The following is a 13,018-nucleotide window of genomic DNA, read 5'->3' on the forward strand; positions in this document are numbered from 1 at the left end:
CTATGCCTTACATATTGAGCTGGCGCTTGTCGACAGCGAGTGCGGCTTCGCGCATGACTTCCGACATCGACGGATGCGGATGGCAGGTGCGGCCGATGTCTTCGCTGGCGGCCTTGAACTCCATCGCCACCACGGCTTCGGCGATCAGGTCCGACGCATTCGCGGCAACCACGTGCACGCCCAGGATCTCATCGGTCTTGGCATCGGCCAGCATCTTGACGAAGCCTTCCGAGTGACCCATGCCCAGTGCACGGCCGTTGGCCATGAACGGGAACTGGCCGGACTTGTACTCGCGGCCTTCGGCCTTGAGCTGCTGCTCGGTCTTGCCCACCCATGCGATTTCCGGGAAGGTGTAGATCACCCACGGAATGCAGTTGTAGTCGATGTGCGGCTTCTGGCCGGCGATGCGCTCGGCAACAGCCACGCCTTCGTCCTCTGCCTTGTGGGCCAGCATCGGGCCGCGCACCACGTCGCCGATGGCCCACAGGCCCGGCACGCTGGTCGCGCAGTGGTCGTCCACCTCGATGAAGCCGCGCTGGTCGGCCGCCAGGCCGATGGCGTCGAGGCCAAGGTTGTCGGTGTTGGGCACGCGGCCAACCGACACGATCAGGCGATCGACTTCCAGGGTCTGGGCTGCGCCGTCCTTGTCCGTGTAGCTGACGGTGACGTTGTCCTTGCCGGTCTTGACTTCATTGACCTTCACGCCCAGGCTGAACTTCAGGCCTTGCTTGGTCAGCAGCTTCTGCGCTTCCTTGGCCACGCCTTCGTCGGCGGCGCCCAGGAACGACGGCAGTGCTTCCAGCACGGTCACTTCGGCGCCCAGGCGGCGCCACACGGAACCCAGCTCGAGGCCGATCACGCCAGCGCCGATCACGCCCAGCTTCTTCGGCACGCCAGCGAACTTGAGCGCGCCTTCGTTATCGCTGACCAGCACGTTGTCCACCGCGATTCCCGGCAGGTGACGCGCCTTGGAGCCCGTAGCGACGATGACCTGCTTGGCCGTCACGACTTCGGTACCTGCCTTGCCGGCGATCTCGACCTGGAAGCCCTCGGCGGTCTTGCCGACGAACTTGCCGTAGCCCTTGAGCAGCGTGACCTTGTTCTTGCGGAACAGGAACTCGATACCCTTGGTCATCTTGCCGACGATATCGTCCTTGCGCTTGAGCATCTTGGCCACGTCGACCTTGACATCGCCAACGGTGATGCCGTGGTCGCCCAGGTGATGCTGCACGTTCTCGAATTCTTCCGAGGATGCCAGCAGTGCCTTGGAGGGGATGCACCCCACGTTCAGGCAGGTGCCACCCAGGCGCGGTTCGTCCTTGGGATCGTCGTAGGCATTGCCTTCGCAGCAGGCCACATTCAGGCCCAGCTGGCCGGCACGAATAGCGGCGATGTAGCCGCCGGGGCCGGCACCGATCACCAGCACGTCGAATTGTTTGCTCATGGAGATTCCTTTTGCAGCCACGGCGGGGCAACGTCGCCCGCCAGGCTGCTTTCAACTCTTCGGTCCGTCATGCCCGCCAGCGCCGCGCCCGATGAGGGACGTGGCGGGAAAAACGCGGGCAAGACCTCAGGCTTTGCAGATGATTACAGGTCCAGCAGCAGGCGTGCCGGATCTTCCAGCGCGTCCTTCATGGCGACCAGGCCCAGGACGGCTTCGCGGCCGTCGATGATGCGGTGGTCGTAGGACATGGCGAGGTAGTTCATCGGACGAATCACGATCTGGCCGTCTTCCACCACCGGGCGGTCCTTGGTGGCGTGCACGCCCAGGATCGCGGATTGCGGCGGGTTGATGATCGGCGTCGACAGCATCGAGCCGAAGGTGCCACCGTTGGAGATCGAGAACGTGCCACCGGTCAGCTCTTCCAGCGACAACTTGCCGTCGCGGGCCTTGGCGCCGAATTCAGCAATCTTCTTCTCGATGTCGGCCAGGCTCATCTGGTCGGCGTTGCGCAGGATAGGCACCACCAGGCCACGGGGCGAGCCCACCGCGATACCGATGTCGAAGTAGCCGTGATAGACGATGTCGTTGCCGTCGATCGATGCGTTGATCAGCGGGAATTTCTTCAGCGCGTGAACCGCGGCCTTGACGAAGAAGGACATGAAGCCCAGCTTCACACCGTGTTCCTTCTCGAAGCGGTCCTTGTACTTGTTACGCAGGTCCATCACCGGCTTCATGTTCACTTCATTGAACGTGGTGAGGATGGCGTTGGTGCTTTGCGATTGCAGCAGGCGCTCGGCGATACGGGCACGCAGGCGGCTCATCGGCACGCGTTCTTCCGGGCGGTCGCCCAGTGCGGCGAAGTCCATCGGGGCGGCAACCTGCTGCAGCGCCGGCTTGGCAGCGGCCGGAGCCGGTGCTGCCTTGGCGGCCGGTGCGGGAGCGGGAGCAGCGGTCGCGGCCAGCACGTCACCCTTGGTGATGCGGCCATCCTTGCCCGTGCCTGCAACCTGGCCGGCGGACAGTCCGCCTTCGGCCATCAGCTTGGCTGCCGAAGGCATGGCCACGGCGCCGGCTGCTGCCGGAGCGGCTGCTGCGGCCGGGGCAGCGGGTGCCGGTGCGGCAGCGGCGGGAGCGACGGCGCCAGCGGTGGCTTCGGTGTCGATCTTGGCGATCACTTCGTCGGCAACCACGGTGTCGCCGTCGTTGCGGATGATCTGCGACAGCACGCCAGCCGACGGGGCGGGCACTTCGAGCACGACTTTGTCGGTCTCGATTTCGATCAGGATTTCGTCTTGGGCAACAGCTTCGCCCGGCTTCTTCTTCCAGTTCAGCATGGTTGCTTCTGCAACCGATTCAGAGAGTTGCGGAACCTTGACGTCAACAATAGCCATGGTTGGAATTTCCTTGATGTATTCGTTTTTGCTTAAGGCAGGTGGCAAAAAACATGGCGGTGCGCGCTCTTCGCGCGCGCCGCCATGCTGGCCACGATCATTTGGTCAAGACAAAGCCCTTGAGCTTGGAGAACGCCGCATCCAGCAGCGCCTTCTGTTGCTCGTTGTGCTTGGCGTAGTAGCCCACCGCCGGCGATGCCGAGGCGGGACGACCTGCGTAACCGAGCTTCTGGCCTTCCGCCATGTTTTCCATGATGAAGTGCTGGACGAAGAACCAGGCACCCTGGTTCTGCGGCTCGTCCTGGCACCACACGATTTCGTTGGCGTTCGGGTACTTCTTCAGCTCGGCTGCCACTGCCTTGTGCGGGAACGGATACAGCTGTTCCATGCGGATGACGGCCGTGTCGGTTGCGCCGCGTTCCTTGCGGGTGTTGACCAGGTCGTAGTAGACCTTGCCCGAGCACATGATCACGCGCTTGACCTTGCTGGCGTTCAGCTCTTCGTGATCGGGGATGACCGTCTCGAAGTGACCCTTGGCCAGGTCGGACAGCGGCGAGACCGCTTCCTTGTTACGCAGCAGCGACTTCGGCGTCATGATCACCAGCGGCTTGCGGAACAGACGGATCATCTGGCGGCGCAGCAGGTGGAAGATCTGGGCCGGAGTGGTCGGCTGGCAGACTTGCATATTGTGGTCCGCGCACAGCTGCAGGAAGCGCTCGATGCGCGCCGAGCTGTGTTCCGGGCCTTGGCCTTCGTAGCCGTGCGGCAGCATCAGGGTCAGGCCCGAGGCGCGGCCCCACTTCACTTCGCCGGAGGAGATGAACTGGTCGATCACCACCTGGGCGCCGTTGACGAAGTCGCCGAACTGGGCTTCCCAGATCACGAGTGCGTTCGGCTCAGCGGTGGAGAAGCCGTACTCAAAGCCGAGCACAGCCTCTTCCGACAGCACCGAGTCGATCACCGTGAACGGTGCCTGGTTTTCCGACACGTTCTGCAGGGGCACGTAGCTGCCTGCATCCCAGCGCTCGCGGTTCTGGTCGTGCAGCACCGAGTGGCGGTGGGTAAAAGTGCCACGGCCGGCGTCCTGGCCGGTGATGCGCACCGGGTAGCCCGAAGCCACCAGCGAGGCGAAGGCCAGATGCTCGCCCATGCCCCAGTCCAGCGGCTGGTCGCCGCGACCCATGTTGGCGCGATCCTTCACCACCTTCTCGACCAGCGGGTGCAGCTTGAGGTGTTCGGGAATGGTGGTGATGCGTTCGGCCAGGCGCTTGAGCTCGGTCACCGGCACGGCGGTGTCGGCGGCGTCGGTCCACTTGCGGTTCAGAAACGGCATCCAGTCCACGGCGAACTTGTTCTTGAAGTTCGACAGGACGGGGTCGACCGTGTGCTTGCCTGCGTCCATCGCGGCACGGTATTCCTTGACCAGCTGGTCGCCGAAGTCGGCAGACACCAGGTTCTGCGCGGTCAGCTTGTCAGCGTACAGCTTGCGCGTGCCCGGGTGCTGGGCGATCTTCTTGTACATCAGCGGCTGGGTAACGGCCGGCGTGTCCTGCTCGTTGTGGCCCAGCTTACGGAAGCAGATGATGTCGACCACGACATCCTTCTTGAACTCCATGCGGAAGTCCACGGCCAGCTGCATGGCGAACACCACGGCTTCGGGATCGTCGCCGTTGACGTGCAGCACCGGTGCCTCGATCATCTTGACGACGTCGGTGCAATACAGCGTGGAACGCGAGTCGCGCGGATCCGAGGTGGTGAAGCCGATCTGGTTGTTGATCACGATGTGCATCGTGCCGCCCGTGCCGTAGCCGCGGGTCTGCGCCAGGTTCAGCGTTTCCATCACTACGCCCTGGCCTGCGAATGCCGCGTCGCCGTGCACTTGCACCGGCAGCACTTCCGCATGGCCTGCGGGCTCGCCGCGGCGTTCCTGGCGGGCCTTGACCGAGCCTTCGACGACCGGGTTGACGATTTCCAGGTGGGACGGGTTGAAGGCGAGCGACAGGTGGACCGGGCCGCCTTCGGTGGAGACGTCGCTGGAGAAGCCCTTGTGGTACTTCACGTCGCCGGCCGGCAGGTCATCGACGTGCTTGCCCTCGAACTCGGCGAACAGGTCAGCCGGCATCTTGCCCAGCGTATTGACCAGCACGTTCAGGCGGCCGCGGTGGGCCATGCCGATCACGATTTCCTGCACGCCCTTGCTGCCGCTGTGCTGGATCAGTTCGTCCATGGCAGCGATGAAGCTTTCGCCGCCTTCCAGCGAGAAGCGCTTCTGGCCAACGTACTTGGTGTGGAGGAAGCGCTCCAGGCCTTCGGCCGCGGTCAGGCGGTCGAGCACGTGCTTCTTCTTTTCGAGGGTGAACACCGGCTTGGAACGCGTGGTCTCCAGGCGCTCTTGCCACCAGCGCTTTTGCGCCTGGTCGCTGATGTACATGAACTCGGCGCCAATGCTGCTGCAGTATGTTTCGCGCAGGTTGTTGAGCAGCTCGCGCAGGCTCATCGATTCCTTGCCGAAATACGTATTGCTGGCGTTGAAGACGATGTCGAGATCGCTTTCGGAGAAGCCGTAGAACGCGGGGTCGAGGTCCGGCAGGGGCGGACGTTCCTGGCGCTTGAGCGGATCCAGGTCTGCCCAGTGCGAACCGATGTTGCGGTAAGCGGCGATCAGCTGCGTGGCAGCGACGCGCTTGCGCCCCATATCGGAGTCGGCCGAGGCAACAATAGTCTTGATCGGACCCGACTTGGCGCGTTCAGCGAACGAGGCGACGATGGGAGCGTGGGCAATATCGCGGGCGTTGGAGCCATCGACAGCCGGCACGTTCTGCATCGCGTCGAAGTACGCGCGCCAGTTATCGGGAACCGAGGAGGGATTTTCGAGGTAGGCCTCGTACAGCTCTTCTACATAGGGGGCATTGCCGCCGAAGAGGTACGAATTGCTCTGATACTGCTGCATCATGGGGCGCTCACTATTATCCGGGAATGCCGGAATAAAGCGGGTTCATCAACCTTCCGCGACACGGCTTGACCGGTTAGCGGATTGCAAACAACTCTTTCTGGGCAGCAACTGAAACACATTAAATGCATCATTATGCAAACGGCACCGCAACGGGTGCCGATCTGTTCAGTTGCCCTGAAAGGGTCAGTTGTGCGTGGAAGGACCTAAGTCTTCACTCGCATAAGAATAGCACGTTTGCCGCGTGAGCCGAGGGAATTTTGCCGTAACGCGCGCGGGCCGATTCGCAGTGTTGCGAAGCGGCCAAGACCGCCTCCCGGGGGAGATGACGAAACCCATGCGTTCGATAGCATGGAGCCGTAAACCAAAGGAGCGATCCGTGCATCTCTTGCCACACCCGCCGCGGGCCAGCGCCCGGCCCCGCCAATGATGCCCGCCCCCACCGCCGACGCCTCCGCGCCGAGCGCCGCTTTCGCCACATGGCGCGCAGACCTGGTGGCCGGCCTGGCCATCGCCGGACTGCTGCTGCCCGAGGCCGTGGCCTATTCCGGGATTGCCGGGCTACCGCCGCAAGCCGGCGTGATCGCGCTGTTAGCGGGCCTGCTGGTCTACGGCCTGCTTGGCAGCAGCCGCTTTGCCATCGTTTCAGCCACCTCGTCGTCTGCCGCGGTGCTGCTGGCCGCTACCACGGCCGCCGCCGAGGGCGACGCCGGACTGCGCATCGCGCTCGGCGCCGCCGTGATCCTGCTCGCGGGGGTGCTGTTCCTGCTGGCGTCGCTGGCGCACCTGGGGGCGATCTCCAACCTGATCGCCAAGCCCGTGCTGCGCGGCTTCGCGCTGGGACTGGCGCTGACCATCGTGCTCAAGCAATGCCCGAAGGTCCTGGACGTGCATCCGGCACACGGCGACTTCCTGCACCTGGCTTGGGAACTGCTGGCCAGCTGGCGCCACTGGAACCTGGCAGGCGCGGCGGTGGCATTGGTTGCGCTGGCGCTGCTGCACGTGTTTGCCCGCTGGCGCGCCATGCCGGGCGCGCTGCTGGTCATCGCCGCCGGCATCATGCTCGACCTCAGCGGCTGGACCCAGGCTCACGGCGTGGCAGCCGTCGGCAACATCGCCCTGCAGTTCTCGGCGCCCCGGGTGCCGGACCTGACCACGGCCGACTGGATGCGGGTGAGCGAACTGGCCGCCGCGCTGGCCCTGATCCTGTACGCCGAGAGCTACGGCTCGATCCGCACCTTTGCCATGCGCCACGGCGACATCGTCTCGCCTAACCGGGACCTGGCGGCACTGGGGCTGGCCAACCTCGCTTCGGGGCTGTTCCAGGGCATGCCGGTGGGCGCGGGCTTTTCCGGCACCTCGGCTAATGAAGCAGCCGGCGCGCAAAGCCGCCGTGCCGGCTTGATTGCGGGTGCCGTGGTCCTTGCCGCGGTATGCACCCTGCTCCCCTGGATCTCGCACACGCCAGAACCGGTACTCGCGGCCATCGTGATCCGCGCGGTCGGGCACAGCCTGAACCCGGGCAGCCTCAAGCCTTACTTCGACTGGCGGCGCGACCGCCTGGTCGCGGTGACCGCCTTTGCCGGCGTGCTGTTGCTGGGCGTGCTGCATGGGCTGCTGCTGGCGATCGGGGTCAGCCTGGCGATGCTGCTGCAGCGCTTGTCGCGCCCGCAGGTCAGCTGGCTGGGGCGTTGGGCCGATAGCCACGACTTCGTAGACACGGCACGCCACCCCGAGGCCACTGCGCCCAAGGGACTGCTGATCGCGCGCCCGGAGGTACCGCTGTTCTTCGGCAACGTCGATAGCGTGCTGGGCACCGTGCGCCAGGCGCTGGCGCGCGAGCATCCCCAGTACGGCCTGATACTCAGCCTGGAAGAATCATCGGACCTCGACGGCACTGTCATTGAAGCCCTGGGCGAACTGGCAGTGTTCGCGAAGGCCCACGGCATACCGCTGCGGCTCGCGCGGGTCAAGGACGAGGTGCGCGACCTGCTGGCGCATGCGCGCAACCCCGCCCTGCCCGAGGAGATATGGCGCGGCTGGAGCGTGGACGATGCGGTGCGTGACGCGTTGGCGCAGCCTGCATGAACTGGCCGCGCCAACACCGCCGGGTGGACTAGCCTTGACACGGCGCGATCAGATCGACCGCGTCGGTAATCAGTGTGTCCAGCCCCCAGCTCAGCAGCTCCGTCGCGCGCGCCGGGTCATTGACGGTATAGCAGGCCACCCGGAAACCGGCCGCATGGGCCGCCCGGATGACCTCGGCGGTAAGCACGGGATGGTTGGCATCGAGCGCCACGCAGTCCAGCCGGCGCAGCCGCTCCAGCCAGTCGGGCGGCAGCTCGTCCAGCAACAGCGCGCGCGGCAGGCCAGGCGCGGCCTTGCGGGCCGCCTCCAGCGACTCTTCCGAGAATGACGACAGTAGCGGTAGCACATCGCTGCCAGCCCACAGTGCCTGGGCGTCGAGGGCTACCGCTGCGCCGGTGCGCCATTCCGCGCCGGGCACGGGCTTGATCTCGATATTGACGAACAAGCCGTTGGCACGGGTATAGCGAGCAATCGCCGCCAGCGTGGGCACCGGCTCGCCGGCATAGGCGGGGCTGTGCCAGCTGCCAGCGTCCAGCATGGCGATCTCGCCCAGCGTCAGCGCATCGACCCGCCCCTGCCCGTTGGTGGTGCGGTCCAGCGTGGCGTCGTGCAGCAGCACCGGGCGTCCATCGCCCGACAGCTTCACGTCGAACTCGAACATGCGATAGCCAAACGATGCCCCGTGGCGGAACGCCGCCAGGGTGTTCTCGGGTGCAAGCTTGCCCGCGCCACGATGGGCGACATGGCGCGGATAGGGCCAGGCGGCCAGGGTCATGTCAGGCCTCGATGCGCTTGCCGGAATCGGCGTCGAAGAAATGCAGGTGCTCGGCCGCAGCCGTGATCGGCAGGCGATCGCCGCTGCTCACAGGCATATTGCTGTCCAGCCGCACCACCACCGGCTGGCCGCCAAGCGTGCCATACGCATAGGAATCGGCGCCAAGCGCCTCGACCAGGCGGACCTCGATCTCGGCGATCGCCTCATGTGCCGCGCACGGCTCGATATGCTCCGGACGCAGGCCAAGCAGCGCGCGCTCGGGCAGGTGCAGGCCCATCGGCAGGTGGCCGAGGGTGGCGGGCGCACCTTGCGCACCCGGCTTCTGCTCCACCCGCATCTGCGCTTCGCCCTGCCCGCCATTGGTCCGCGTCACCGGAACCAGATTCATCGGCGGCGAGCCGATAAAGCTGGCCACGAAGGTGCTGGCCGGACGCGCATAGACTTCCAGCGGCGTGCCGATCTGCTCCACGCTCCCGCCATTGAGCACCATCATGCGGTCCGCCAGCGTCATGGCTTCGACCTGATCGTGGGTCACATACATGCTGGTGGTACGCAGGCGGCGGTGCAACTCCTTCAACTCCAGGCGCATCTGCACGCGCAGCTTGGCGTCGAGGTTGGACAGCGGCTCGTCAAACAGGAACACGGCAGGCTCACGTACGATCGCGCGGCCCATGGCCACACGCTGGCGCTGGCCGCCCGACAACGCGCGCGGCTTGCGCTCGAGCAGCGGCGCCAGCTCCAGGATGCCGGCGGCGTGCTTGACCCGCTGCTCGATCTCGCTCTTGTCCATGCCGCGGATCTTCAGCCCGTAGGCCATATTGTCGTACACGCTCATATGCGGGTAGAGCGCGTAGTTCTGGAACACCATGGCGATGTCCCGCTCGGCGGGCTCGAGGTGATTGACGACCTTGTCGCCAATATGCACCTCGCCACCGCTGATGGCTTCCAGCCCGGCCACCATGCGCAGCAGCGTGGATTTGCCGCAGCCCGAGGGGCCGACGATGACGATGAACTCGCCATCGTTGATTTCCATATCGATGCCGTGCACAACCTTGACGTTGCCGGCGTAAGTCTTCTGTACGTTGCGAAGCGACAGTTTTGCCATTGCTATTCTTTCTCGCTGGGCAAGCGTGGCGGGCGCGCCATCACATGGGCACGCCCCGCCCCACCCGCTTATTTTTCGGTTTCGACCAGGCCCTTGACGAACCACTTCTGCATCAGCACCACCACGATCGCGGGCGGCACCATGGCCAGCATCACGGTGGCCATCACCAGGTTCCAGTCGGTCGCGGCATCCCCGGAGCGGGAGATCATCTGCGTGACCCCCACCACCACCGGCGTCATCGACTTCTGCGTGGTGATCAGGAGCGGCCACAGGTACTGGTTCCAGCCGTAGATGAACTGGATCACAAAGAGTGCCGCGATGCTGGTCTTGGACAGCGGCAGCACCACGTCCTTGAAAAAGCGCATCGGCCCGGCGCCGTCGATGCGCGCGGCCTCGGCCAGCTCATCCGGAATGGTCAGGAAGAACTGGCGGAACAGGAAGGTCGCGGTCGCCGAGGCGATGATCGGGATGGTCAGGCCGAAGTAGCTGTCCAGCATGCCGAGATCGGACACCACCTTGTAGGTCGGCAGGATCCGCACTTCCACCGGCAGCATCAGCGTGATGAAGATCATCCAGAAGAAGGTCTTGCGCAGCGGGAACTTGAAGTACACCACCGCAAAGGCCGAGATGATCGAGATCGTGATCTTGCCCAGCGCGATGCCCAGCGCCATGATCAAGCTGTTCAACATCATGGTGGAGACCGGCGAGGCGGCATTGCCCACGCCGGCTACCAGCACGGTGCGATAGTTCTCAAGAAAATGGCTGCCCGGCAGCAGCGTCATCGGTGCCTGCAGCACCTCGTCGGCGGTCAGCGTCGAGGCAACAAACGTGACATAGACAGGGAAAGCCACTACCACTACGCCCAGCACCAGCATCAGGTGCGAGAGAAAATCCAGAAAGGGTCGTCGTTCTACCATTTTGCCAATCCTTCAGTACTGCACCTTGCGTTCCACGTAGCGGAACTGCACCACCGTGAGAACAATCACGATCCCCATCAGCACAACCGACTGCGCGGCCGAGCCGCCGATATCGAGTCCCCGGAAGCCATCCTGGTAGACCTTGTAGACCAGCGTATTGGTCGCGTTGACGGGGCCGCCATGGGTCACCGCGTCGATAATGGCAAAGGTGTCGAAGAAGGCGTACACCACATTGATCACCATCAGGAAGAACGTGGTCGGCGACAGTAACGGGAATATGATCGACCAGAACCGGCGCCAAGGCCCCGCGCCATCGATGGCGGCGGCCTCGATCAGCGATTTAGGGATGCTCTGCAAGCCGGCCAGGAAGAACAGGAAGTTGTAGCTGATCTGCTTCCACGCGGCAATCAGCACCACGAGCAGCATGGCCTGGTTGCTATTGAGCAAGAAGTTCCAGTCCACACCGAACCGATGCAGCGCGTAGGACACCACGCCCAGCGTCGGGTTGAACATGAACATCCACAGCACGCCCGCCACCGCCGGCGCCACGGCATACGGCCAGATCAGCAGCATCTTGTAGCCACTGGCGCCCCGCACCACGCGATCGGCGAAGTAGGCAAGCATCAGCGAGACCGTCAGCCCGACCAGCGTCACCCCGACGGCGAACACGCCCGTGACGCGAAACGCATTCAGGTACTGCGCATCACTGAACAGATCGCGAAAGTTCTCCAGGCCGACGAACTGGAGATCAATACCGAAGGCATCCTGCCGCAGCACAGACTGGTACAGCGCCTGTCCGGCCGGCCAAAAAAAGAAGATCAGCGTCACCGCCATCTGCGGTAGCACCAGCAGATAAGGCAACCATGAAGATCGGAATACGACCCGTTTTTCCATCACGCATCCAAGCCACCGCTATGCGCGGCGCGTCATCAATCATAGCTAGTGCGGCGAAGTTGCCGCACAAACCAAAGACGGAGGCAAAGCCTCCGCCTCCCAAACACACAAGAAGCCGCAGCGCTTATTCGCGGACCGTCTTCTGGAAACGCTCCAGCAATTCATTGCCGCGCGCAACCGCCGAATCCAGTGCCTCCTTAGGCTGCTTCTTGCCGGTCCACACCGCTTCGAGCTCTTCGTCGATCACCGTACGGATCTGCGGGAAGTTGCCCAGGCGAATGCCTCGCGACTTGTCGGTGGTCTTGACGATCATCTGCTTGACCGCCACGTCCGCGCCGGGGTTCTTCTCATAGAAGCCCGATTTCTTGGTGAGTTCGTAGGCTGCCGTCGTCACCGGCAGGTAGCCGGTCGACTGGTGCCAGTCGGCCTGCACCTCGGGGCGTGACAGGTAGGTGAAGAACTTGGCTACGCCCTTGTACTCCTCGGCCTTCTTGCCGCCCATCACCCACAACGAAGCGCCGCCGATGATGGTGTTTTGCGGAGCGCCCGGCACGCCTTGCTCGTAGGGCAGCTGCGCCACGGTGAAGTCGAACTTGGCGTTCTTGCGGATATTCGCCAGCGCCGCCGAGGAACCGGTCAGCATCGCGCACTGGCCGGCAATAAACTTCGCCTTCGGCTCGTCCTTGCGGCCGCCATAGACAAAGTAGCCCTTCTGCTGCATGTCGAGCAGGTTGGCAATATGCTTGACGTGCAGCGGCGAATTGAACACCAGGCGCGCGCCCGTGCCACCGAAGCCATTGTTCTCGGTGGCGAACAGGACGTTGTGCCAGGCCGAGAAGCTCTCCAGCTGCACCCACGACTGCCAGTCGGTGGTGTAACCGCAAGAGATGCCGGCAGCCTTGAGCTTGGCGGAATCGGTGGCCACCTCTTGCCAGGTCACGGGCGGCTTGTTCGGATCCAGGCCGGCCTTCTTGAAGGCGTCCTTGTTGTAGTACATCACCGTGGTGGAGCTATTGAACGGGAACGACAGCATCTCACCCTTGTTCGAGGTGTAGTAGCCAGCCACCGCCGGGATGTACATCTTGGCGTCGAACTTCTCGCCAGCGTCCTTCATGACCGTCGCCACCGGCTTGATGGCACCCTTGGCGCTCATCATGGTAGCCGTGCCCACCTCGAATACCTGCAGGATCGCCGGCGCGTTGCCCGAGCGGAAGGCAGCGATGCCCGCGGCCAGCGACTCGTCGTACTGGCCCTTGTAGATCGGTACGATCTTGTAGTCGGACTGGCTGGCATTGAACTGCGTGGCGATGGCGTTCACCTTCTCGTTGAGCGCACCTTCCATCGAATGCCACCACTGGATCTCGACGGCGGCATTGGCCGATCCTGCGCCGGTCAGCATGGCGAAGGCGGCCAGGGTCAACGCGGTACGTTTTACGGTCATGGAAATTTCTCCT

The 13,018-nt window shown here is 64.0% G+C and carries 9 protein-coding genes; 1 reads left to right on the forward strand and 8 read right to left on the reverse strand.

The features are described from left to right. Window positions 1-7: 7 nt before the first annotated feature. From lpdA to RR42_RS12940, 3 genes are all read right to left on the reverse strand, one after another. Entirely contained in the window at window positions 8-1,444 is a 1,437-nt protein-coding gene (gene lpdA, locus RR42_RS12930; RefSeq protein WP_043347355.1) for a dihydrolipoyl dehydrogenase, read from the reverse strand. A 143-nt stretch (window positions 1,445-1,587) separates the two neighbouring features. After that, complete coding sequence (gene odhB / locus RR42_RS12935) at window positions 1,588-2,835, reverse strand: 2-oxoglutarate dehydrogenase complex dihydrolipoyllysine-residue succinyltransferase (protein WP_043347359.1); 1,248 nt, start codon at window positions 2,833-2,835, stop codon at window positions 1,588-1,590. Window positions 2,836-2,932: 97 nt separating this feature from the next. Continuing rightward, on the reverse strand, window positions 2,933-5,788 hold the full coding sequence (locus tag RR42_RS12940) for a 2-oxoglutarate dehydrogenase E1 component (protein WP_043347362.1): 2,856 nt from the start codon (window positions 5,786-5,788) through the stop codon (window positions 2,933-2,935). Between the two features lie 423 nt (window positions 5,789-6,211). Between RR42_RS12940 and RR42_RS12945 the strand changes: the two genes are divergently transcribed. Further along, window positions 6,212-7,873, forward strand: coding sequence for a SulP family inorganic anion transporter (locus RR42_RS12945; protein WP_173430682.1), 1,662 nt, complete (start codon window positions 6,212-6,214; stop codon window positions 7,871-7,873). A 28-nt stretch (window positions 7,874-7,901) separates the two neighbouring features. On the opposite strand, the gene ugpQ is transcribed toward RR42_RS12945, so the two are convergent. From ugpQ to ugpB, 5 genes are all read right to left on the reverse strand, one after another. After that, entirely contained in the window at window positions 7,902-8,648 is a 747-nt protein-coding gene (gene ugpQ, locus RR42_RS12950) for a glycerophosphodiester phosphodiesterase (RefSeq protein WP_043347365.1), read from the reverse strand. A gap of 1 nt (window position 8,649) precedes the next feature. Further along, complete coding sequence (locus RR42_RS12955; protein ID WP_043347366.1) at window positions 8,650-9,753, reverse strand: sn-glycerol-3-phosphate import ATP-binding protein UgpC; 1,104 nt, start codon at window positions 9,751-9,753, stop codon at window positions 8,650-8,652. A 68-nt stretch (window positions 9,754-9,821) separates the two neighbouring features. After that, a complete protein-coding gene (ugpE, locus tag RR42_RS12960) occupies window positions 9,822-10,670 on the reverse strand; it encodes a sn-glycerol-3-phosphate ABC transporter permease UgpE (RefSeq protein ID WP_043347369.1) in 849 nt (282 codons plus the stop codon). A gap of 12 nt (window positions 10,671-10,682) precedes the next feature. Next, window positions 10,683-11,564, reverse strand: a complete 882-nt coding sequence (ugpA, locus tag RR42_RS12965) for a sn-glycerol-3-phosphate ABC transporter permease UgpA (protein ID WP_043347372.1) — start codon at window positions 11,562-11,564, stop codon at window positions 10,683-10,685. A 124-nt stretch (window positions 11,565-11,688) separates the two neighbouring features. Next, the gene (ugpB, locus tag RR42_RS12970) at window positions 11,689-13,005 is read right to left on the reverse strand and encodes a sn-glycerol-3-phosphate ABC transporter substrate-binding protein UgpB (RefSeq protein ID WP_043347376.1); all 1,317 of its coding nucleotides are present in this window, start codon (window positions 13,003-13,005) and stop codon (window positions 11,689-11,691) included. Between the last annotated feature and the right edge of the window lie 13 nt (window positions 13,006-13,018).

The sequence above is a fragment of the Cupriavidus basilensis genome, from assembly GCF_000832305.1.
In the GTDB taxonomy this organism is placed as follows: Bacteria; Pseudomonadota; Gammaproteobacteria; order Burkholderiales; family Burkholderiaceae; genus Cupriavidus; species Cupriavidus basilensis_F.